The sequence below is a fragment of the Devosia sp. Root685 genome, from assembly GCF_001427875.1.
GTDB lineage: Bacteria > Pseudomonadota > Alphaproteobacteria > Rhizobiales > Devosiaceae > Devosia.
Genome location: NZ_LMHK01000001.1, coordinates 882,356 through 903,692 on the forward strand (window position 1 = coordinate 882,356; position 21,337 = coordinate 903,692).

A 21,337-nucleotide genomic window follows, 5' to 3' on the forward strand; every position below is an offset into this window, starting at 1 on the left:
ACTACCAGCGGTAGTGCGAGAAGGCACGGTTGGCGTCAGCCATACGGTGCGTATCTTCGCGCTTCTTGACGGCCTGACCGCGGCCATTCATGGCATCCATGAGTTCGCCGGACAGGCGTTCACGCATGGTGTTCTCACCGCGCTTGCGAGCGGATTCGATGAGCCAACGGATGGCCAGAGCCTGCTGACGGTCGGTACGGACTTCGACCGGGACCTGGTACGTAGCACCGCCAACGCGGCGCGAACGCACTTCGACGGCCGGACGGATATTGTCCAGGGCGCCGTGGAACACGGTGATCGGGTCCTGCTTGGTCTTGACTTCGACGATTTCAAAAGCGCCGTAGACGATGGACTCGGCAGCGGACTTCTTTCCGTCCTTCATGAGCGAGTTCATGAACTTGGTCAGAACGAGATCGCCATACTTGGCGTCCGGAATAACTTCGCGTTTTTCTGCGCGGTGACGACGGGACATATCTCGATCTCCTTACTTCGGACGCTTCGCGCCGTACTTCGAACGGCGTTGCTTGCGGTCCTTGACGCTCTGTGTATCGAGAACACCGCGCAGCACGTGGTAACGAACGCCCGGCAAATCGCGAACGCGACCGCCGCGGATGAGCACGACAGAGTGCTCCTGCAGATTGTGACCTTCGCCCGGGATGTACGAAATCACTTCGCGCTGGTTGGTCAGGCGAACCTTGGCCACCTTGCGCAGAGCCGAGTTCGGCTTCTTCGGGGTCGTGGTGTACACACGGGAGCAAACGCCACGCTTCTGCGGGTTGGCTTCCATGGCGGGAACTTTGTTCCGCTTTGGCTTGCTGGCGCGTGGTTTGCGGATCAGCTGATTAATGGTGGGCATTGCGCTCTTTCCATCGTCCAAAAATATTCAGTACGGTCTACACACAGCAAACCAAAGTGGCGCTCATCCGAACCCTTCCGGGAGTCGGCGGCGCCCCAATTTGCAGCGGACCAACCCTGAAAACAGGGGCAGTCATGCGCACAAGGATTTGCTTCGTCTAGTTACCCGACAGTGTGTTTGATCGTCCTGGATTCCCGCGCGAGGTGGCAGGGACCCGGTGTGACAATCACGACCGACCGCTAAGGTAGGCGCTGTTTAGAACCGTTGACTCGCTCCGTCAAGGATTCTTTCGCGAAAATATCCGCGGGAGAGCTATGCATTCCGGGAGGTTTGATCGGTTTGACGGCCCATTGGCGCAATGGACGGATTCGCCCGAAGGCGTTCGGCAAGGGTTAACAGAGTCTCATTTTGAGTCACACATGGGAGCCCTGCCCGCTTCACCGACTTGCCTCTCTCTATTGCTGCACCTAACTCTGGGCAGCCTGCCGGAGTTCTCCCACGTGACCGACCAAACACCACGCGCCGCCCTCAAACTCGACATCGTGGTGATCGGCGCGGGACAAGCGGGCTTGAGTTCGGCCTATCATCTCAAGGCATTGGGGCTTGTTCCGCAGCTTGACTTTCTGGTGCTGGACCAGGCGCCGCAGCCGGGGGGCGCCTGGCAGTATCGCTGGCCCTCTCTCACGCTATCGACGGTCAATCGCGTGCATGACCTGCCGGGCATGGGTTTTGCCGAGTTCGCGGGAACGGATGCGAGCGTGCAGGCATCGGTGGCTGTGCCGCATTACTTTGCCGCTTACGAGGAGCATTTCGGGCTTGGCGTGGTGCGGCCGGCTCATGTCAGCGTGGTTTGTGATCGTGGAGAGCGGCTGCGGGTCGAGAGCGACCGGGGGCTGTTTTCGGCGCGTGGAATCATCAATGCGACCGGGACCTGGGAGAAGCCGTATGTTCCGGACTATCCGGGAGCGGCGAGTTTTGGCGGAAGGCAGCTGCATACGCGGGACTATAAAGCTGCCGCGGAATTTGCCGGGAAGCATGTGCTTGTCGTTGGCGGCGGGATTTCGGCGGTGCAGTTGCTTGGTGAGATTTCTCAGGTGACGCGGACGAGTTGGGTCACACGAACGCCGCCGCGCTGGCGCGAGGGGCCTTTCAGGGAAGAAGACGGGCGCGCGGCCGTGGCGCTGGTGGAGGAGCGGGTCCGGGCGGGGCTGCCGCCGAGGGCGGTTGTGTCGGTGACTGGTTTGCCGGTGACGCCGGCGATCGAGGCGATGCGGGAGCGCGGCGTGCTTGAGCGGATGCCGATGTTTTCGGAGATCACGCCGACGGGCGTGCGCTGGGAAGATGGAACGGCGCTCGATGTGGATGTCATTCTCTGGTGCACGGGGTTTCGCAGTGCGCTCGATCATCTGGCGCCGCTGCAGATTCGCGAGGAGAGCGGCGGGATCGTCATGACCGGGCGATTGGCGACGCAGGTGGCCAGGGATCCGCGGGTGCATCTGGTTGGATATGGGCCGTCGGCCTCAACGATCGGTGCGAACCGGGCCGGCAGCGCGGCGGCCCGGGAATTGTCGGAATATCTTGGGCTGGAGCGCAAGAGCTAGGCGTTCGGCCTTTCGATTCTCACCCAGCCCTGTTGGTCGTGGCTGCGCGCCATGGCGTGGACCGTGCGTTCGATTTCGAGGCCATTGGTGAAGTCGACTACCCTGCCCTTTTCGCCTGAGATGGTGCGCAGCAGTTCGTGGCATTCGATGACTTTGAGGTCGTTGAAGCCGAGGCCATGGCCGGGCGCGGGGATGAAGCGGTCGTAGGGTTTGTGGGCGGGTGCGGAGAGGATGGTTTGGTAGCCCTGGGTCGTTGCGGGGCCGGTGGCGCGGTAGATTTGCAGTTCGTTCATGCGCTCCTGATCGTAGACCACGCTACCCGCGGAGCCGAAGATCTGGAGGGCGATGCGGCCCTTGCGGCCCCAGGCGGAGCGATTGACCGATAGGACGCCGCTGATGCTGCCGATCTCGAAGAGCACGCTGGCGATGTCGAAGGTTTCGACGGGGCGGCGGCTGCCATCGACGGTCGGGCGGTCGGGATAGGGTTTTGATTGGTGCGCGAAAACGCGGGTGGGGTTGCCGAAGAGGGTCTGGAGGAGGCTCAGGGGGTGAACGGCGAAGTCGTCGAGGGCGCCATAGCCGGAGCTGATTTCGCTCTTCCAGTAGAACCGGGCTTCGGGATCGGCCATGAAATCCTCGTCCATTTCGACGCGGACGTGGTTGACCGTGCCGATGGCGCCGGTGGCGATGAGGTCGCCGATCTGCCGCACCAGTGGGTTCTGGATGTAGTTGTAGCCGAGAATGGCGACTTTGCCGCTCAAGCGCGCGGCGGATTCCATGCGCTGCGCTTCGGAGAAACCGACAGCCATCGGCTTTTCGCACCAGATGTGTTTGCCGGCTTCGAGCGCGGCGACGGCCATTTCGGCATGGAAGGCGTTGGGGGTGGTGATGGACACCACCTGCACTTCGGGATTGGCGATGAGCTCGCGCCAATCGGCTGTTGCGCGCTCGAAGCCGAATTCTTCGGCGCGTTGGCGGGCGAGGTCAGCATTGGCTTCGGCAAGATGAACGAGGCGCGGCCGGGGGCCGGAGCCGAAGACCGCTTTGACCGAATTCCAGGCCAAGGCGTGGCATTTGCCCATATAGCCGGTGCCGATGAGGCCGACGCCAATGGTGTCTGTCATGTTGTCCCCGAGATGAAGGCGAGGCGCCGAGGGCGCCCCGGGTGATTGCTAGATAGTGCCGCCGAGGGAGCTGCTGAGTTCGGCCAATTCAGCGCCGCCGGCCATCATGTCTTGCAGTTCCTCGGGTTTCAGCTCGCCCTTGCGGGCCGTGCCGAGGGTTTTGCCGCGGTTGAGGACGGTGAAGCGATCGCCCACGGCCATGGCATGGCGGACATTGTGGGTGATGAAGATGATGCCGACGCCGGTCTGGCGGACGCGGTCGATGGTGGCAAGGACATTGGCCGTCTGGCGGACGCCGAGGGCGGAGGTTGGTTCGTCGAGGATAAGGACTTTTGCGCCGAAGTACACCGCGCGGGCGATGGCGACGGTTTGGCGCTCGCCGCCCGAGAGAGTGCCCACGGCCTGTTCGGGCTCGCGGAGGCTAATGCCCATGCGCCGCATTTCATCGAGGGCGACGCAATTGGCCTTGTCCATGTCGAGGAACTGGAAAGGTCCCCAGCCTTTTCGCGGCTCGCGGCCCATCCAGAAATTTCGGGTGACCGACATGAGCGGGATCATCGCCAGGTCCTGATAGACGGTGGCGACGCCGGCGGTCATGGCGTCGCGCGGATTGGCGAAGTCCACTTTCTGACCGTTCATGCGAATTTCGCCCGAGGTCGGCTTGTGGACCCCGGCCATGGTCTTGATGAAGGTGGACTTGCCCGCGCCATTATCGCCGAGGAGGCAATGGCATTCGCCGGGCATGACGGAGACGGAGACGCCGTTGAGGGCGATGACGGGGCCGAACTGCTTCTTGATGTCGATGAGTTCGATGAGGGGTGTATCGGCCATGGCTCAGCGCTCCCCCGTGATCAGGCGACGGATATAGGTATTGAGGATGACGGCGAGGAGCAGGATGACGCCAAGGAAGACGCGGAAGAGCGAGCTTTCGACACCGGCGAAGAACAGGCCCTGCTGGACGACACCGAAGATCAGGGCGCCGAGCGCGGCACCGATGACCGAGCCATAGCCGCCCGTCAGAAGCGCGCCGCCGATGACCACGGCGATGATGGCTTCGAACTCCTTGAGGAGGCCGCGGTCGGCGGCGGCGGAGCCGAATTCCATGACCTGGCAGGTAGCGAAAACCGTGGCGCAAAAAGCGGAGAAGACAAACATGGCGATTTTTACGCGGTTCACCGGGACGCCGACATAGCGCGCGGCCTTAGCGTCTCCGCCGGCGGCGTAGATCCAATTGCCGAAGCGGGTGCGCGTGAGAAGGATATGGGCGAAGATGATGAGGGCCAGGGCCCAGACCATGAGCATGGGAATGCCATCGACCACCGGCTGCCCTGCCCTGTTGCCGGCCTTGAAGGTGTCGATCCAGCCCATATCGGCGAGCCAGACGAAGACGAAGCCAAGAATTTTGCCGCCGAAGAGTGGCGCCAGCCAGTCGCCTGCCGCTGCTTCGCGGACGCCGCCGATAATGGTCTGGCGGGTGGTGGCGATGGAGAAATAGATGGTGAGACCGCGCAGGATATAGAGCGAAGCCAGGGTGACGATAAAGGATGGCAGGCCGGTCTTGATGACGAGGTAGCCATTGGCCATGCCGATCAGCATGGCGACGATGAAGGCGGCGATTATCGCGGCCCACATGGGCCAGCCCAGATGCACGCTCAAAAGCGCGATGACGATGCCGGCAAAACCGATCATCGAGCCGACGGAGAGATCGAATTCACCCGCGATCATCAGGAGGCAAGCGCCGACCGCGATGATGACGAACTGGGCGGAAACCACGCCCCAGTTCATGATGCCATCGGCAGCGAACATGCCGGTGCCCCCGGCAACGATAGCGAAATAGACAAAGACCAGGACTGTGCCGGTCATGGCGCCCAATTCCGGACGCACGAAGGCTCGGCGCAGGCCCGACTGGCGCTGGATGCGCTCGTCGGCGGCCGCTGCACCCGAAGGCTGCTCAACCATTTCTATTACCTTTGCTGAAGTGCCGCACTGGCAACCGGGGCCGCAAAAGCGGCCCCGAGCGCGTAGAGATCAGCGGTACTGACCGGCATACTGCTCGACGAGAGCAATATTGTCCTTGGTGATGAAGCCCGGGCCGGAATTGATCGAATTGCCGGGCACGACGCCATAGCGGGCCAGATTGGTCAGGATGACGACCGGCAGGTAGCCCTGCAGGAAGGGCTGCTGGTCGATGGCAAAATTGATCGTGCCATCCTTGATCGCGGCAGCAATCTCGCTCGAAAGATCGAAAGTGCCGAAGAAGATCGCCCCGGCCTTGCTATTGGCATTGAGCGCAGCAATCGTCGGATGGGCCGAGGTGGGGCCCAGGGTCAGGATGCCGTTGGTGTCCGGATTGGTCTGGAGATAGGCGGCGACCTTGGACTGGATTTCGCCGGGGTCCTGGCCGGCGTCGATCATCTGATTGCCGAGGTCAACGCCGAGCGCGTCGGCAAAGCCCTGGCAGCGTTCGACCGAGGCCGGATTGGTGATGTAGTGATTGACGCAAAGGAAGCTGGTGACGCCAGCGGCCTTGGCCTTTTCGCCGGCACCGAACCCGGCGTCGTATTCAGGCTGGCCGACATGGAGCAAGGCGCCGATTTGCTTGGACTGCTCGACGGTACCCGAATTGATGGTGATCACGGGAATGCCGCGCGCCACGGCGTCGGCGAGCGGTCCGGATAGAACGTCGAAGTCGGCGATGGTCGAGATGATACCGTCCGGATTGGACGCAGCCGCCTGCTCGATGATGCGCGCCATATCGGCAAGGTCGCCCGTCGGCGGATTGCGGTATTCGACGGTCACGCCCATCTGCTCGCCAGCCAAAGCAATGGCGTTCTTGATGGTGTTCCACCAACTATCGGAATCCGGCGCGTGAGACACGAGTACGAAACGCTCGCCCTCGGCTGCGGCCGGGATGGCAACGGCTGGCAATGCAATGGCAGCCAGCGCCAGGGCCGCCAGGCCCTTCGTCAGAATGTTCATCGATTTCCTCCCTTGTGAACCAAGATCACAAATGGCTTATACATTCCATTTTGGATCATTCACGAAACAAACATTCCATTTTTACCTGTCACGGTCAAGCGCGACTTTCGGGCAATAAAAAAGGGGCCCCGGAGGGCCCCTTTCCAATTTGGTAGTCCGAAACCTTACTCGGCGGCGGGAGCCGCGAGACGGGTGGTTTCGGCCTGGCGGCGGCGTTCCTCGAGAATGAGGTCGTCGCGCTTGGACGCGATGAGCTTGGCCTTGGTCTGGCCCGCACCGGTACCGGCCGGGATGAGGCGGCCAACGATGACGTTTTCCTTGAGGCCTTCGAGAAGGTCGGCCTTGCCGGAGACGGCCGCTTCGGTGAGCACGCGGGTGGTTTCCTGGAAGGAAGCCGCGGACACGAAGGAGCGGGTCTGGAGCGAAGCCTTGGTGATGCCGAGCAGAACCGGGTTAGCGGTTGCCGGCTTCTTGCCTTCGCTGATCAGCGCGTCGTTGAGTTCATCGAAGTCGAGCTTGTCGAGCTGCTCGTCCTTGAGGAGGCCCGAGTCACCCGGCAGGACGATTTCGACCTTCTGCAGCATCTGGCGAACGATCACCTCGATGTGCTTGTCGTTAATCAACACGCCCTGCAGACGATAGACTTCCTGGATCTCGTTGACGAGGTAGCGTGCCAGTTCCTCGACGCCCTTGATGGCAAGGATGTCGTGCGGAGCGGGATTGCCGTCCAGAATGTATTCGCCCTTCTCGATAGCGTCGCCTTCCTGGAGGTGGAATGGCTTGCCCTTCGGGATCAGGTATTCAACGGGATCAGCACCATCGACGTTCGGCTCGATGATGACGCGACGCTTGTTCTTGTAGTCGCGACCGAAGCGGATGGTACCATCGATCTCGGCGATGATGGCGTGATCCTTCGGACGACGGGCTTCGAACAATTCGGCCACACGCGGCAGACCGCCGGTGATGTCCTTGGTCTTGGCACTTTCGAGCGGGATACGCGCGAGAATGTCACCCGGGACGACCTTTTCACCCGGCTCGACGTTGATAACGGCGTCAACCGAGAGGAAGTAGCGGGCTTCGCCACCACGATCGACCTTGGCAACCGAACCGCCGCGGGCAATGGCGAGGGCTGGCTTGAGGCCATCACCACGCTGGTTGCCGCGCCAGTCGATGACAACACGCTTGGTGAAGCCGGTCGCTTCGTCGGTGTTTTCCGCAACGGAAATACCGTCGACCATGTCTTCGAACAGCGCTTCGCCTTCGACTTCGGCCAGGATGGGACGGGTGTAGGGGTCCCATTCGGCCAGACGCTGGCCACGACGAACGGTGTCGCCCTCTTTGACGAGGAGCTTGGAGCCGTAGGTCACCTTGTGGGTCGCACGTTCCTTGCCTTCGCCATCGACGATGACGAGAGCAACGTTACGGGCCATGACGACCTGCTTGCCACCCTCGACATTGGCGAGGTTGGGGTTGCGGATCTCGATCTTGCCTTCGGCGCCGGATTCGAGGAACGAGCTATCGACCACCTGTGCCGTGCCACCGATGTGGAACGTGCGCATGGTGAGCTGGGTGCCGGGTTCACCGATGGACTGGGCGGCGATAACGCCGACAGCTTCACCGATATTGACCGGGGTACCACGAGCAAGGTCACGACCGTAGCACGCGGCACAGCACCCCTGGCGGAGATCGCAGGTCAGCGGCGAACGAATGCGGATCGACTGGATGCGCGCTTCTTCGATGATATCGACATGCTTCTCTTCGAGCAGAGTGCCCTTGGGAGCGATCAGGTCGCCAGTCAGCGGGTGGAAGACGTCATCTGCGGTCGTACGGCCGAGAACGCGCTGGCCGATGGAGGCCACGATCTGGCCGGCATCGACGATCGGCTCCATGGTGAGGCCGCGTTCGGTACCGCAATCCACCTCGATGATGATGGCGTCCTGCGCCACGTCAACGAGACGACGGGTCAGGTAACCCGAGTTCGCGGTCTTCAGAGCGGTATCGGCCAGACCCTTACGGGCACCGTGGGTCGAGTTGAAGTACTCGAGAACGTTGAGGCCTTCCTTGAAGTTCGCGGTGATCGGCGTTTCGATGATCGAACCGTCCGGCTTGGCCATGAGGCCGCGCATGCCGGCAAGCTGCTTCATCTGGGCCGGTGAACCACGAGCACCGGAGTGGCTCATCATGTAAACCGAGTTGATCGGCTTCTGACGACCAGTTTCCTTGTCGATCTGAACGGCAGCAATGCCCTTCATCATCTCTTCGGCGATCTTGTCACCGCACTTGGCCCAGGCGTCGACGACCTTGTTGTACTTTTCGCCCTGGGTGATCAGGCCGTCATTGTACTGCTGCTCGAATTCTTCGACCAGCTTACGGGTCTGCTCCACGATCGTGTACTTGGACGCAGGGATAACCATGTCGTCCTTGCCGAACGAAATGCCGGCGTCGCAGGCGTTCTTGAAGCCGAGCTGCATGACGCGGTCACAGAAAATGACCGTCTCCTTCTGACCGCAACCGCGATAAACGGTGTCGATCATCTTGGAGATCATCTTCTTGGTCATCAGCTGGTTCGCGGTGGCGAACGGCACAGCCGGATTCTTGGGCAGAATCTGACCGATCAGCATGCGGCCCGGAGTCGTATCGACGATCTGGGTGATCTGCTTGCCGTTTTCGTCCCAGGCGGGAACACGAGCCTTGATCTTGGTGTGGAGCGTGACGACCTTGTTGTCGAGCGCGTGTTCGAGTTCAGCGTAGGAACCGAACGACATGCCCTCGCCCGGCTCACCCTCTGCCACGATGGACAGATAGTAGAGACCGAGAACAATGTCCTGGCTCGGCACGATGATCGGCTGACCATTCGCGGGATGCAGGATGTTGTTGGTCGACATCATGAGCACGCGGGCTTCAAGCTGAGCTTCGAGCGAGAGCGGAACGTGCACAGCCATCTGGTCGCCGTCGAAGTCGGCGTTGAAAGCCGAGCAGACGAGCGGGTGCAGACGGATTGCCTTGCCTTCGATCAGGATCGGCTCGAATGCCTGGATGCCAAGACGGTGCAGCGTGGGCGCGCGGTTCAGCAGAACCGGGTGCTCGCGGATGACTTCGTCGAGGATATCCCAGACTTCGGGCTTTTCCTTCTCAACCAGCTTCTTGGCCTGCTTGACGGTCGAAGAGAGACCCTTGGCTTCGAGGCGCGAGTAGATGAAGGGCTTGAAGAGCTCGAGCGCCATCTTCTTGGGAAGACCGCACTGGTGCAGCTTGAGGTACGGACCCACGGTGATGACCGAACGGCCCGAATAGTCGACGCGCTTGCCGAGAAGGTTCTGGCGGAAGCGGCCCTGCTTGCCCTTGAGCATGTCGGACAGCGACTTCAGCGGACGCTTGTTGGCACCGGTGATGGTGCGGCCACGGCGGCCGTTGTCGAAGAGAGCATCCACAGCTTCCTGCAGCATGCGCTTTTCGTTGCGGATGATGATGTCCGGAGCGCGCAGTTCAATCAGGCGCTTCAGGCGGTTGTTACGGTTGATCACACGACGATAGAGGTCGTTGAGATCGGACGTGGCGAAGCGGCCGCCGTCCAGCGGGACGAGCGGGCGAAGTTCGGGCGGAATGACCGGAATGATGGTCATGATCATCCATTCGGGCTTGTTGCCCGAAACGATGAACTGCTCGACGATCTTGAGGCGCTTGGCCAGCTTCTTGGGCTTGAGCTCAGTGGTCGACTCGGCGATTTCGACGCGGAGGTCCGCAGCGATCTTTTCGAGGTCGAGATTGAGCAAGATGTCGCGAATGGCTTCAGCGCCGATCTTGGCGGTGAAGCTGTCGGCACCGTATTCGTCCTGTGCATCCAGATACTGCTCTTCGGTAAGAAGCTCGTTCTGGGTGAACGGGGTGAGGCCGGCGTCGAGAACGACATAGTTCTCGAAGTAGAGGATGCGCTCGATATCCTTGAGCGTCATGTCGAGCAGCAAGGCGATGCGGCTCGGCAGGGACTTCAGGAACCAGATGTGGGCGACGGGCGCGGCCAGTTCGATGTGGCCCATGCGCTCGCGGCGAACGCGGCTCAGGGTGACTTCAACACCGCACTTTTCGCAGATGACGCCCTTGAACTTCATGCGCTTGTACTTGCCGCAAAGACATTCGTAGTCCTTCACGGGGCCAAAGATACGCGCGCAGAAGAGACCGTCACGTTCAGGCTTGAACGTACGGTAGTTGATGGTCTCGGGCTTCTTGATCTCGCCGTAGGACCAGGAAAGGATCTTTTCCGGCGAGGCGATGGAGATCTTCATCTGATCGAAGGTCTGCACCGGGACGGCCGGGTTGAACGGGTCCATGACGTGGGAATGATGGTTCATCAATTCTCTCCTCTATCCGCCCCGACCGCAGCCAAGCTGACGGTCGGGTTGGAAGGTGAATGGGGGTGGAAGTGCCGGATTATTCCGCCGCTTCCTGAGGAGGTGCGAGCTCCGCCTGATTGGGGTCTTCCACTTCGCGCATGTCGAGTTCGACATTGAGACCGAGCGAACGGATTTCCTTGACCAGAACGTTGAAGCTCTCGGGGATGCCCGCTTCGAAGGTGTCGTCGCCACGGACGATCGCTTCGTAGACCTTGGTACGACCAGCAACGTCGTCCGACTTGATGGTGAGCATTTCCTGCAGCGTATAGGCGGCGCCATACGCTTCGAGGGCCCACACTTCCATCTCGCCGAAACGCTGACCGCCGAACTGCGCCTTGCCACCGAGCGGCTGCTGGGTAACGAGCGAGTAAGGACCGATCGAACGCGCGTGGATCTTGTTGTCCACAAGGTGGTCGAGCTTGAGCATGTAGATGTAGCCAACCGTCACCTGACGGTCGAACTGTTCACCCGAACGCCCGTCATAGACGGTCGACTGACCCGAAGCCTTGAGGCCTGCCTTCTCGAGCATGACCACGATGTCGGCTTCCTTGGCGCCGTCGAAGACCGGAGTCGCGATCGGCACACCCTTGGAGAGGTGTTCGCCGAGACGGACCAGACCATCGTCGTCGAGATCGGTGATGGCGGTATCGCCAGCAAAGAGTTCGACGATTTCGCCACGGAGCGGCTTCAGATCGCCATTGCGCTGATAGGCGCGGACCATCTGATCGATCTTCTTGCCCATGCCGGCGCAGGCCCAACCCAGATGGGTTTCAAGGATCTGACCGACATTCATGCGCGACGGCACGCCGAGCGGGTTGAGCACGATGTCAACCGACGTACCGTCTTCGAGATACGGCATGTCTTCGACGGGAACGATGCGCGAAACCACGCCCTTGTTACCGTGACGGCCGGCCATCTTGTCGCCTGGCTGGATCTTGCGCTTGGTTGCGATAAAGACCTTGACCATCTTCATCACGCCCGGCGGAAGTTCGTCACCGCGCTGGAGCTTGTCGACCTTGTCGATGAAGCGCTGTTCGAGCAGACGACGGCTTTCTTCATACTGAGCATGGAGAGCTTCCATCTCGGTCATGACCTTGTCGTCTTCGATCGCGAACTGCCACCACTTCGAACGCGGCTGCGCTTCGAAGATGGAGTCATTGAGCTTGGTGCCGACGACATAGCCCTTCGGACCAGCCGTGGCGGCCTTGCCGAACAGCATTTCCTTGAGACGGGCATAGACGTTACGGTCGAGGATCGACTGTTCGTCGTCGCGGTCCTTGGCAAGACGCTCGATTTCTTCGCGCTCGATAGCCATGGCGCGCTCGTCCTTGTCGATGCCGTGGCGATTGAACACGCGCACTTCAACAACAGTACCAGCATCGCCCGGCGGAACGCGGAGCGAGGTATCGCGAACGTCCGAAGCCTTTTCACCGAAGATGGCGCGGAGGAGCTTTTCTTCCGGCGTCATCGGGCTTTCGCCCTTGGGGGTGATCTTGCCGACAAGGATATCGCCCGGCTGAACTTCAGCACCGATGTGAACGATGCCGGCTTCGTCGAGGTTCTTCAGCGCTTCTTCCGAAACGTTCGGAATGTCGCGCGTGATTTCTTCGGGACCAAGCTTGGTGTCGCGGGCCATGACTTCATATTCCTCGATGTGGATCGAGGTGAAGACGTCCTGCATCGCGATCTTTTCGCTCAGCAGAATGGAGTCTTCGAAGTTGTAGCCATTCCAGGGCATGAAGGCGACGAGCACGTTACGGCCGAGAGCGAGATCGCCCAATTCGGTCGAGGGACCATCGGCGATGATGTCGCCCTGGTTGATGTGATCGCCAACGACGACCAGCGGACGCTGATTGATACAGGTCGACTGGTTCGAGCGCTGGAACTTCATCAGATTGTAGATGTCGACGCCCGACTTCGACGCATCGGTTTCTTCCGTTGCGCGAATAACGATACGGGTCGCGTCCACCTGATCGACGACACCCTTGCGCTTGGCAACGATGGCGGCGCCGGAGTCACGGGCCACGATCGGCTCCATGCCGGTGCCCACGAACGGGGCTTCGGCGCGCAGCAGCGGCACAGCCTGACGCTGCATGTTCGAGCCCATGAGAGCACGGTTGGCGTCGTCGTTTTCGAGGAACGGGATCAGCGAAGCCGCGACCGAAACCATCTGCTTGGGGGAAACGTCCATAAGATCGACGTTTTCCTTAGGCGTCAGGCCGTTGTCGCCGGCGTGGCGAGCAACAACGAGGTCGTCCTTGAGAGTGCCGTCCTTGTTGAACTGCACGTTGGCCTGAGCGACGTAGTGCTTGGCCTCTTCCATGGCGGAGAGGTAGACGACGTCTTCGGTCACCTTGCCATCGACGATCTTGCGGTACGGGGTTTCGATGAAGCCGTACTTGTTGACGCGGGCAAAGGTCGAGAGCGAGTTGATCAGACCGATGTTCGGGCCTTCCGGCGTTTCAATCGGGCAGATACGGCCGTAGTGGGTCGGATGCACGTCGCGGACTTCAAAGCCAGCACGCTCACGGGTGAGACCGCCCGGTCCAAGCGCCGACAGGCGGCGCTTGTGGGTGATTTCGGAGAGCGGGTTGGTCTGGTCCATGAACTGGCTGAGCTGGGACGAGCCGAAGAACTCGCGCACAGCGGCGGCAGCCGGCTTGGCGTTGATCAGATCCTGAGGCATGACCGTGTCGATTTCGACCGAGCTCATGCGCTCCTTGATGGCGCGTTCCATGCGAAGCAGGCCAAGACGATAGGAGTTTTCCATGAGTTCGCCGACGGAGCGAACGCGGCGGTTGCCGAGGTTGTCGATGTCGTCGATCTCGCCGCGACCATCGCGCAGGTTCACGAGGGTGCGAACCACTTCAACGATGTCTTCCTTGCGCAGCGTGCGCATGGTGTCGGGAGCGTCGAGTTCGAGACGCATGTTCATCTTGACGCGACCAACGGCCGAAAGGTCGTAGCGTTCGCTATCGAAGAACAGCGACTGGAACATGGCTTCGGCCGTGTCCACGGTCGGCGGCTCACCCGGACGCATGACGCGGTAGATGTCGAACAGAGCGTCTTCACGCGTCTCGTTCTTGTCCACGGCCAGCGTGTTGCGCAGGTATGCGCCAATGGTGACGTGGTCGATGTCGAGGATCGGCAGCTCGTCAAAGCCGAGGTCGACCAGTTTGGTCAGCAGCTTTTCGTCGATCTCGTCACCGGCTTCAGCGTAGATTTCGCCGGTCTTGAGGTTGACGATATCCTCGGCAATGTAGGTGCCGAAAAGGTCGGCATCGACGGCGAGCAGGTGCTTCAGGCCATCTTCAGCCAGCTTCTTGGCCTGACGGGCCGAAAGCTTCTTGCCGCCTTCATGGACGACGTCGCCGGTCTTGGCGTCGATAAGGTCGTGGGTCGGCTTGGCGCCCTTCCACTTCTCGGCGTCGTAAGGCACGCGCCAGCCCTTGTCGGTCTTTTCGTAGTTGAGGGTATTGTAGTAGGTCGCGAGGATTTCCTCGGCGTCCATACCCAAAGCCTTGAGCAGCGAAGTGACCGGAATCTTGCGGCGACGGTCGATGCGCGCAAAGACGATGTCCTTGGCGTCGAATTCGATATCGAGCCAGGAACCGCGGTACGGGATGATGCGGCCAGCGAACAGGAGCTTGCCCGAAGAGTGGGTCTTGCCCTTGTCGTGATCGAAGAACACGCCCGGAGAGCGGTGCATCTGCGAGACGATGACGCGCTCGGTACCGTTGACGATGAAGGTGCCGTTCGACGTCATGAAGGGCATGTCGCCCATGTAGACGTCCTGCTCCTTGATGTCCTTGACGGAGCGAGCGCCGGTTTCTTCGTCCACTTCGAACACGATCAGGCGCAGCGTGACCTTGAGCGGGGCAGCGAAGGTGATATCGCGCGCACGGCACTCGTCGATGTCATACTTGGGCTGTTCGAATTCGTAACGCACGAATTCGAGGCTGGCAGTGTTCGAGAAGTCGGTGATCGGGAAGACCGAACGGAAGACGGACTGAAGCCCTTCATCGCCACGACCGCCCTTGGGCTCGTTGACCATGAGGAACTGATCATAAGAAGCCTTTTGGACTTCGATCAGGTTGGGCATCTCCGTAACTTCGCGGATGGAACCGAAGGACTTGCGTACCTTGCGGCGGCCGTTGAACGTGGTAGCCATGAAAGCTCCTGTTTCTGGTTGTCGCGCCCTACCCTTTCGAGGCATTGCGCTCCATTTTTGCTTTGTTTCGGAGGCAGATATCCAAAGACCCGACTATCAGCCGTCGGCGCTCGGGATATATGCCTGGTAGTCACTTTTCATTCGCACCGTCGAAATCGAAGATGCGTCGTCGCAGTCCAGTCAATGTCGCGCTCAACCCCGCCCACGGACCGATGGGCGTGATCACAGCTTCGTGAGAAACAGCTAAAGCCCCGCGTCGGGCCATGCCCAAGGCGAGGTCAACAGAGGCTTCAAAGTGCCTGCGACATCCAAAATCGTCATAAATTTCCGCAAATTGGCGCCAGAACCCATCCAATCGGCCCAGCGAATCGTTCCGTTAAAAACAGAACAGCGAGATGGCACATATAGCGCCATCTCGCCGATTTCAAGTGCTAAAGCGAACTTACTTGAGTTCGACCTTGGCGCCAGCTTCTTCAAGCTTCTTCTTGATGTCTTCGGCTTCAGCCTTCGAAGCGCCTTCCTTGACGGCCTTCGGAGCGCCTTCAACCAGAGCCTTGGCTTCGCCGAGACCCAGGCCGGTGATGGCACGGACTTCCTTGATGACGTTGATCTTGTTTTCGCCGAAGGAGGCGAGGATCACGTCAAATTCGGTCTTTTCTTCAGCAGCCGGAGCAGCAGCGCCACCGCCAGCAGCAGCGACAGCAACCGGAGCGGCGGCGGAAACGCCCCACTTTTCTTCGAGGAGCTTGGACAGTTCGGATGCTTCCAGAACGGTCAGGGCAGAGAGGTCATCAACGAGCTTGGCGAGATCGGCCATTTTTTACTCTTTCCAGATTGTGTTTCAGTTCGAACAGATAGTTTGGTCGGAACGGCCTTATGCCGCTTCGCTCTTTTCGGCGTGCGCTGCGAGAACGCGAGCAATGCCCGCACCCGGCTGCACGAGGATGGAAGCGATGTTCTGTGCCGGCTGCTTGACGAGACCTGCGAGCTTGGCGCGCAGTTCGTCGAGAGAGGGCAGAGTTGCCAGGGTCTTGACGCCATTGACGTCAAGAGCGGTCGCACCCATTGCGCCACCGAGAATAACGAACTTCTGGTTCTTCTCGGCGAAAGCCGCTGCGATTTTCGGCGCAACGATGGGGTCTTCCGCATAGGCAATCACGGTCGGGCCAGAGAACAGGCCCGAGATGTCCGCGACATCGGTTTCCTTCAGAGCGAGCTTGGCAAGGCGGTTCTTGGCGACTTTGACCTTGCCGCCTGCTTTCTTGACCTGCACGCGCAGATCAGTGAAAGCAGCAACGGAAAGACCAACGTTCTGCGCGATGACGATCGATCCAGCGCCCGCGAGGGCTTCCTGGAGCGAAGCGACAACTTCGCGCTTTTCCGCTTTTTCCATGCTAGTCTCCACTAGACTAGGCCCAGTATGCTTGAGGCATGCAGGGACCATTGCCAATTGCTGCCCCCTCCCCTTTCGGATCGGAGAGCAACGGTTAGGTGCCTGCCAACCAAGCGCCCTTTTGGGCCACTGGTTTAGGTTCGAACCGAAACGAATTTCGGTGTCTCACCCCATCTATTGCTGGCTCCGGAAGGAATTAACGACCGAAAGGTCGACCGGCAGTCTCGGACAGGACTTTGCCCTTCATTGCTGAAGGACGACACCGGGCGGCCGAAACCGCCCGGAATTAGGAATTACTTAGATAGCCGAGGCGGGCTCGACATGGACGCCAGGGCCCATGGTGGAGCTGACGGACACGCGCTTGACATAGGTGCCCTTGGCGCCGGCGGGCTTGGACTTCACGACGGCGTCGGTGAAGGCCTTGATGTTCTGGAGGAGAGCTTCCTCGGAGAACGAGACCTTGCCGATACCGGCATGGATGATACCAGCCTTTTCGACGCGGTACTCGACAGCACCGCCCTTGGCAGCGCCGACAGCACCCTTGACGTCCATGGTCACCGTGCCGACCTTGGGGTTCGGCATCAGGTTGCGCGGCCCGAGGATCTTACCGAGACGGCCGACCAGCGGCATCATGTCCGGGGTAGCAATGCAACGATCGAAATCGAGCTTGCCGCCCTGGATGATTTCCAGGAGGTCTTCGGCGCCGACGATGTCAGCACCAGCGGCCTTGGCTTCGTCAGCCTTGGCGCCACGGGCGAACACGGCGACGCGAACGGTCTTGCCGGTGCCGTTGGGCAGGGACACAACGCCGCGAACCATCTGGTCAGCGTGACGCGGGTCAACGCCGAGGTTCATCGCGATTTCGATGGTCTCGTCGAACTTGGCCGAAGCCTTGGACTTGACGAGCTTCACAGCAGCGTCAAGCGTATAGAGCTTGTTGCGGTCGATGCCTTCACGGCCGGCAGCGACTTTCTTTGCGATCTTTGCCATTCTGATCAGCCCTCGACCTGGATGCCCATGGAACGGGCGGAGCCTGCAATCATCGAAATAGCGGCTTCGACGTTGTCGGCGTTGAGATCAGCCATCTTCTTCTCGGCGATTTCACGCAGCTGAGCCGTCGTGATCGTGCCAGCCGATTCCTTGCCCGGGAGCTTGGAGCCCGACTTCAGGTTGACGGCCTTCTTGATGAAGTAGGTGACCGGCGGCTGCTTCATCACGAAGGTGAAGCTCTTGTCCGCATAAGCAGTGATCACGACCGGAATCGGAGCACCCTTTTCGATCTCCTGCGTGGCCGCATTGAAGGCCTTGCAGAATTCCATGATGTTCAGGCCGCGCTGACCGAGAGCCGGTCCGATCGGCGGGGAGGGTGTTGCGGAACCCGCAGCAACCTGCAGCTTTACGTAGCCAACGATTTTCTTTGCCATCTTTTATCCTCTATGTGCCGAAACCGGCAGTTGAGCCGTGGTGCGGGGTTGATAGACGGCTTGGCGACCGCCATCCCCTTCCACGGGTTTCGGAGCACCTAAGTGCCCCGTTATCCGGCTCGCGCCGGAATTTCCTGGTCGTCTGCTCGAAACGGAGCGATTTTGGCTTCCGCCAAAACGCTGGGTGCGATTTTTGGCTGACGCCAAAAACGCTTAGACCTTTTCGACCTGACCGTATTCGAGCTCCACCGGAGTGGGGCGCCCGAAAATCGAAACTTCCACCTTGAGGCGGGAGCGCTCTTCGTCGACTTCTTCCACGATGCCATTGAAGCTGGCAAAGGGGCCGTCGGACACGCGAACGCTTTCACCAACTTCAAAGCTGATGGAAGGCTTGGGATGCTCAACGCCTTCCTGCACCTGCTGCAGGATCGACATGGCTTCCTTTTCGGAGATCGGCATGGGCTTGTTATCAGCACCCAGGAAACCGGTCACCTTCGGCGTATTCTTGATCAGATGGAACGTCTGATCCGTCAAATCCATCTTCACCAGCACGTAGCCGGGGAAGAACTTGCGTTCCGTATCGACCTTGCGGCCGCGACGGATCTCGACGACCTTCTCGGTCGGCACGATGACGTCGTCGAACAGATGCTCGAGCTTGGTTTGGGCGACCTTTTCCTTGATCGCGTCCGCTACCTTGCGCTCGAAGTTCGAGTACGCCTGAACAATGTACCAGCGCTTGGCCATACCGCCTTGCCGCTCCTCGTTAGTCGCCTGACCCGCTTAGCGGATCGAAAGCATCATAGACACCAGCCACGAGATGACCTGATCGGCGAGCAGGAAGAACAAGCTCGCGAAGGTCACCAGCACCAGCACCATGATGGTCGAGATCACAACTTCGTTCCGGCCCGGCCAAGTGACCTTGGAAACTTCCGAGCGGACCTGCTGAAGAAAGGTGATCGGATTGGTACGGGCCATAGTCGATTCCGGTTGTTTTGGTGCAAAACCAAAGGCCGCGCAGGATTCCCGCACGGCTGGATTGGGGGTATCTATTCAATATCGCCCCGAATTGCAACCGTCATTAACGGGGCGGAAGGCTTTCGCGGGCACGAGGCAAGCGCGCAACAGGCATAAAGCATAATCGAGAAAAACCTGTGGAAGCCTCTTGCTTCCGAATCACGGTTGGATTTGGATTGAATTGCGACCAAACGGTGGCACCGCCGGGGGAGGCATTCCGTGTCTTTCGACATTCAGTCTTGCCAGCTTATGCATTTCGGACCGCACAAGGCCATTGCCGGACGCATCGTCGGCTCGGTTCGCGTGCGGATCGGCGAGGATTTCCTCGGCACCCATACAAACTACACTTTGGACCTTAAAGTGAAGGCCGACATTGGCGCCGCCAGTGCCGATGTCATTCGCCATGCGCTCCTCGGTCATGCGGCGCGCCAGCTCAACAAATTGAAACTGCGCCACCAGCAACGTATGCCGGTGGCGGCCGAATAGGCCAGCCTACAACAAGGCCACCTGCCCCGTTTCCAGATCATAACGCGCCCCGACGATGCGCAGGCTTTGGCTTTTCACCCGGGCGGCGAGAATCGGTTCGGCAGCCTCGAGTCGGGCCACGGCATTGTGCACATTGGCTGAAATGGCTGCACCCAGCGGGTCGGCTGGCGATTGAGCCAGGGCCGTTTCGGCAGCAGGGCGGATCGGCTCGATCATCTCGGGCAAATGGCCCGGCAATTCCAAACCATCGCGGACCACCTTGATCGCCGCATCCACGGCGCCGCAATTGGAATGGCCCAGAACCATGATCAGCGGCGTTTCGAGGAAATTGATCGCATATTCGAGGCTCGCCAGACCGTCGTCGTTAACGAAATTGCCGGCAACGCGGACGACGAAGAGGTCACCCGGCCCCTGATCGAAAGCCAGCTCCGGCGCGACACGGGAATCCGCGCAGCTCAAAATGGCCGCAAACGGCCTCTGGGTGAGCGCACGTGCGGCGCGGCCGGCGGAAAAGTCGGTATGGGTACGTCGCCCGGCGAGGTAGCGGGCATTGCCTTCAACCAGACGCTGCAGGGCCTCGTCCGGCGAGACGGCCGCCTGTTCCTGAGCAAAGGCCGGCAATGCGCTCGCCGTGAGCGCCGCCAGCCCGCCGAACAGGACAGAGCGGCGCGATGGTGCGGATTTCTCCCAAACGCAGTTCAAGCACATATTACATCCCCCAATTTGCCGGGAGCAAATCTGACGCACGGAGATTGCCAAGTGGTGACCGGGCCCAAACTGTGGGTGAACGCGCATCACCCACTTGCACGTCACGCGCTTTGCTATTAGACACACCCTCGCCTGAAGGGGTTTAGCTCAGTTGGTAGAGCATCGGTCTCCAAAACCGAGGGTCGTGGGTTCGAGTCCCCCAGCCCCTGCCAGGCAATAATTTTCCGACATTGTTGGTTTCGTTTTCGCTGGCGGGACGGCTTCGCCTGCCTTTGGGCTTGCCCCGCGAAGATGGGTCGCACTTGTGCAAGGGGCGCGGCGCGGCGACACTGGGCGCATGTTTATTTTCCCTGCTTTGCTCCGGACCCTGGCGATTTCGCTGCTGTTCGGCACACTCTCCGCCATCACCCTCCCCCCTGCCCTGGCTGCGCCGAGTTGCGCGACGGAGGAGTTCGAGGGCGCGCGCTATACCGTTTGCGATGTCGCTGCGGCCGAGGACATTCGACTATTCTGGGACAATGCGGAGGACGCGCCCTATCGGTCTTTTTCCGCGCTGGCGGATGCGCTGAAGAGCGAGGGCAAAGAGCTGCGCTTTGCCATGAATGCCGGCATGTACGACAAGAATTTCAGGCCTTTAGGACTCTATGTCGAAGAAGGCCAGCAGAAGGTGCGCATCAGCACTGCGAACGCGTCCGCAGAAACACAGCCGATGCCTAACTTTCTCAAGAAGCCCAATGGGGTTTTCTTTGTCGATCAGGATGGCAATGCGGACATTTTGACGACTGAGGACTATCTTGCTGCGGGGCTGGAACCACGGATCGCTACCCAATCGGGGCCGATGCTGGTGATCGATGGGCAATTGCACCCCATGTTGATTCCGAACTCGACCGACAAGACGGGGCGCAGCGGCGTTGGGGTTTGCGAGAATGGGATGGTGCGATTTGCCGTCAGCGATGGACGAGTGAATTTTGACGAATTTGCACGGCTGTTTCGCGACCGGCTCGGGTGCGCCAATGCGCTGTTTCTCGATGGCGGGCGTGGTGTGGGGCTTTATTCGCCGGAGATGGGCCGCAACGACTTTTCCTGGCATGGCGGCTACGGGCCGATGTTTGGGATTGTCGAGTAGATGAATCATGGTGGCACGACCTCGTGGTTCGAGGCTTCGCTACGCTTCGCACCTCACCATGAGG

18 protein-coding genes and 1 tRNA gene are annotated in these 21,337 nt (G+C 60.3%); 4 read left to right on the forward strand and 15 right to left on the reverse strand.

Features of this window, described 5'->3' with window-relative positions; genetic code table 11:
- Nucleotide 1: 1 nt before the first annotated feature.
- Nucleotides 2-472, reverse strand: a complete 471-nt coding sequence (gene rpsG / locus ASD83_RS04315; protein WP_056308277.1) for a 30S ribosomal protein S7 — start codon at nucleotides 470-472, stop codon at nucleotides 2-4.
- Nucleotides 473-484: 12 nt separating this feature from the next.
- Nucleotides 485-856, reverse strand: a complete 372-nt coding sequence (gene rpsL, locus ASD83_RS04320) for a 30S ribosomal protein S12 (protein ID WP_035080811.1) — start codon at nucleotides 854-856, stop codon at nucleotides 485-487.
- Nucleotides 857-1,356: 500 nt separating this feature from the next.
- On the opposite strand from rpsL, the gene ASD83_RS04325 reads away from it, so the two are divergent.
- Entirely contained in the window at nucleotides 1,357-2,457 is a 1,101-nt protein-coding gene (locus tag ASD83_RS04325; RefSeq protein ID WP_056309853.1) for an NAD(P)-binding domain-containing protein, read from the forward strand.
- Here ASD83_RS04325 and ASD83_RS04330 read toward each other — a convergent pair.
- The 12 genes from ASD83_RS04330 to secE form a co-directional block, all read right to left on the reverse strand.
- Nucleotides 2,454-3,581: a Gfo/Idh/MocA family protein gene (locus ASD83_RS04330; RefSeq protein ID WP_056308279.1), complete on the reverse strand. Its 1,128-nt coding sequence runs from the start codon at nucleotides 3,579-3,581 to the stop codon at nucleotides 2,454-2,456. The two genes, ASD83_RS04325 and ASD83_RS04330, sit on opposite strands and share 4 nt — an antisense overlap.
- Nucleotides 3,582-3,629: 48 nt before the next feature.
- Entirely contained in the window at nucleotides 3,630-4,412 is a 783-nt protein-coding gene (locus ASD83_RS04335; protein WP_056308281.1) for an ATP-binding cassette domain-containing protein, read from the reverse strand.
- Nucleotides 4,413-4,415: 3 nt separating this feature from the next.
- Complete coding sequence (locus tag ASD83_RS04340; protein ID WP_056308283.1) at nucleotides 4,416-5,540, reverse strand: ABC transporter permease; 1,125 nt, start codon at nucleotides 5,538-5,540, stop codon at nucleotides 4,416-4,418.
- 69 nt (nucleotides 5,541-5,609) lie between these two features.
- On the reverse strand, nucleotides 5,610-6,560 hold the full coding sequence (locus ASD83_RS04345) for a sugar ABC transporter substrate-binding protein (protein ID WP_056308285.1): 951 nt from the start codon (nucleotides 6,558-6,560) through the stop codon (nucleotides 5,610-5,612).
- A 164-nt stretch (nucleotides 6,561-6,724) separates the two neighbouring features.
- The gene (rpoC, locus tag ASD83_RS04350; RefSeq protein WP_056308287.1) at nucleotides 6,725-10,909 is read right to left on the reverse strand and encodes a DNA-directed RNA polymerase subunit beta'; all 4,185 of its coding nucleotides are present in this window, start codon (nucleotides 10,907-10,909) and stop codon (nucleotides 6,725-6,727) included.
- Between the two features lie 79 nt (nucleotides 10,910-10,988).
- Nucleotides 10,989-15,122 carry a DNA-directed RNA polymerase subunit beta gene (gene rpoB, locus ASD83_RS04355; protein WP_056308289.1) on the reverse strand — a complete coding sequence of 1,378 codons (4,134 nt, stop codon included), beginning with the start codon at nucleotides 15,120-15,122 and terminating at the stop codon, nucleotides 10,989-10,991.
- A 442-nt stretch (nucleotides 15,123-15,564) separates the two neighbouring features.
- Nucleotides 15,565-15,939: a 50S ribosomal protein L7/L12 gene (gene rplL / locus ASD83_RS04360; protein WP_056308291.1), complete on the reverse strand. Its 375-nt coding sequence runs from the start codon at nucleotides 15,937-15,939 to the stop codon at nucleotides 15,565-15,567.
- Between the two features lie 57 nt (nucleotides 15,940-15,996).
- Nucleotides 15,997-16,515 (reverse strand): 50S ribosomal protein L10, encoded by a 519-nt coding sequence (gene rplJ / locus ASD83_RS04365; protein WP_056308293.1) that lies wholly within the window; start codon nucleotides 16,513-16,515, stop codon nucleotides 15,997-15,999.
- A gap of 297 nt (nucleotides 16,516-16,812) precedes the next feature.
- Entirely contained in the window at nucleotides 16,813-17,505 is a 693-nt protein-coding gene (gene rplA / locus ASD83_RS04370) for a 50S ribosomal protein L1 (protein WP_056308295.1), read from the reverse strand.
- A 5-nt stretch (nucleotides 17,506-17,510) separates the two neighbouring features.
- Nucleotides 17,511-17,939 (reverse strand): 50S ribosomal protein L11, encoded by a 429-nt coding sequence (gene rplK / locus ASD83_RS04375; RefSeq protein WP_056308297.1) that lies wholly within the window; start codon nucleotides 17,937-17,939, stop codon nucleotides 17,511-17,513.
- Between the two features lie 213 nt (nucleotides 17,940-18,152).
- Nucleotides 18,153-18,683, reverse strand: coding sequence for a transcription termination/antitermination protein NusG (nusG, locus tag ASD83_RS04380; RefSeq protein ID WP_056308299.1), 531 nt, complete (start codon nucleotides 18,681-18,683; stop codon nucleotides 18,153-18,155).
- A gap of 36 nt (nucleotides 18,684-18,719) precedes the next feature.
- Nucleotides 18,720-18,914: a preprotein translocase subunit SecE gene (gene secE, locus ASD83_RS04385; RefSeq protein WP_056308301.1), complete on the reverse strand. Its 195-nt coding sequence runs from the start codon at nucleotides 18,912-18,914 to the stop codon at nucleotides 18,720-18,722.
- Between the two features lie 258 nt (nucleotides 18,915-19,172).
- Here secE and ASD83_RS04390 point away from each other — a divergent pair, with 258 nt between their 5' ends.
- On the forward strand, nucleotides 19,173-19,439 hold the full coding sequence (locus ASD83_RS04390; RefSeq protein ID WP_156385735.1) for a hypothetical protein: 267 nt from the start codon (nucleotides 19,173-19,175) through the stop codon (nucleotides 19,437-19,439).
- A gap of 6 nt (nucleotides 19,440-19,445) precedes the next feature.
- Here ASD83_RS04390 and ASD83_RS04395 read toward each other — a convergent pair whose 3' ends face one another.
- The gene (locus tag ASD83_RS04395) at nucleotides 19,446-20,147 is read right to left on the reverse strand and encodes a carbonic anhydrase (protein WP_056308306.1); all 702 of its coding nucleotides are present in this window, start codon (nucleotides 20,145-20,147) and stop codon (nucleotides 19,446-19,448) included.
- Between the two features lie 136 nt (nucleotides 20,148-20,283).
- Here ASD83_RS04395 and ASD83_RS04400 point away from each other — a divergent pair.
- Nucleotides 20,284-20,359 (forward strand) — tRNA-Trp (locus ASD83_RS04400).
- Between the two features lie 125 nt (nucleotides 20,360-20,484).
- Complete coding sequence (locus ASD83_RS04405) at nucleotides 20,485-21,273, forward strand: phosphodiester glycosidase family protein (RefSeq protein ID WP_082560943.1); 789 nt, start codon at nucleotides 20,485-20,487, stop codon at nucleotides 21,271-21,273.
- Nucleotides 21,274-21,337 lie beyond the last annotated feature (64 nt).

Coding starts and splice junctions, on each gene's coding strand:
- rplL (WP_056308291.1), bottom strand. CDS start 15,939: ATGGCCGATCTCGCCAAGCTCGTTGATGACCTCTCTGCCCTGACCGTT.
- nusG (WP_056308299.1), bottom strand. CDS start 18,683: ATGGCCAAGCGCTGGTACATTGTTCAGGCGTACTCGAACTTCGAGCGC.
- secE (WP_056308301.1), bottom strand. CDS start 18,914: ATGGCCCGTACCAATCCGATCACCTTTCTTCAGCAGGTCCGCTCGGAA.
- rpsL (WP_035080811.1), bottom strand. CDS start 856: ATGCCCACCATTAATCAGCTGATCCGCAAACCACGCGCCAGCAAGCCA.
- rpoC (WP_056308287.1), bottom strand. CDS start 10,909: ATGAACCATCATTCCCACGTCATGGACCCGTTCAACCCGGCCGTCCCG.
- rplJ (WP_056308293.1), bottom strand. CDS start 16,515: ATGGAAAAAGCGGAAAAGCGCGAAGTTGTCGCTTCGCTCCAGGAAGCC.
- rpsG (WP_056308277.1), bottom strand. CDS start 472: ATGTCCCGTCGTCACCGCGCAGAAAAACGCGAAGTTATTCCGGACGCC.
- ASD83_RS04405 (WP_082560943.1), top strand. CDS start 20,485: ATGTTTATTTTCCCTGCTTTGCTCCGGACCCTGGCGATTTCGCTGCTG.
- rplK (WP_056308297.1), bottom strand. CDS start 17,939: ATGGCAAAGAAAATCGTTGGCTACGTAAAGCTGCAGGTTGCTGCGGGT.
- ASD83_RS04395 (WP_056308306.1), bottom strand. CDS start 20,147: ATGTGCTTGAACTGCGTTTGGGAGAAATCCGCACCATCGCGCCGCTCT.
- ASD83_RS04345 (WP_056308285.1), bottom strand. CDS start 6,560: ATGAACATTCTGACGAAGGGCCTGGCGGCCCTGGCGCTGGCTGCCATT.
- ASD83_RS04335 (WP_056308281.1), bottom strand. CDS start 4,412: ATGGCCGATACACCCCTCATCGAACTCATCGACATCAAGAAGCAGTTC.
- rpoB (WP_056308289.1), bottom strand. CDS start 15,122: ATGGCTACCACGTTCAACGGCCGCCGCAAGGTACGCAAGTCCTTCGGT.
- ASD83_RS04340 (WP_056308283.1), bottom strand. CDS start 5,540: ATGGTTGAGCAGCCTTCGGGTGCAGCGGCCGCCGACGAGCGCATCCAG.
- ASD83_RS04330 (WP_056308279.1), bottom strand. CDS start 3,581: ATGACAGACACCATTGGCGTCGGCCTCATCGGCACCGGCTATATGGGC.
- rplA (WP_056308295.1), bottom strand. CDS start 17,505: ATGGCAAAGATCGCAAAGAAAGTCGCTGCCGGCCGTGAAGGCATCGAC.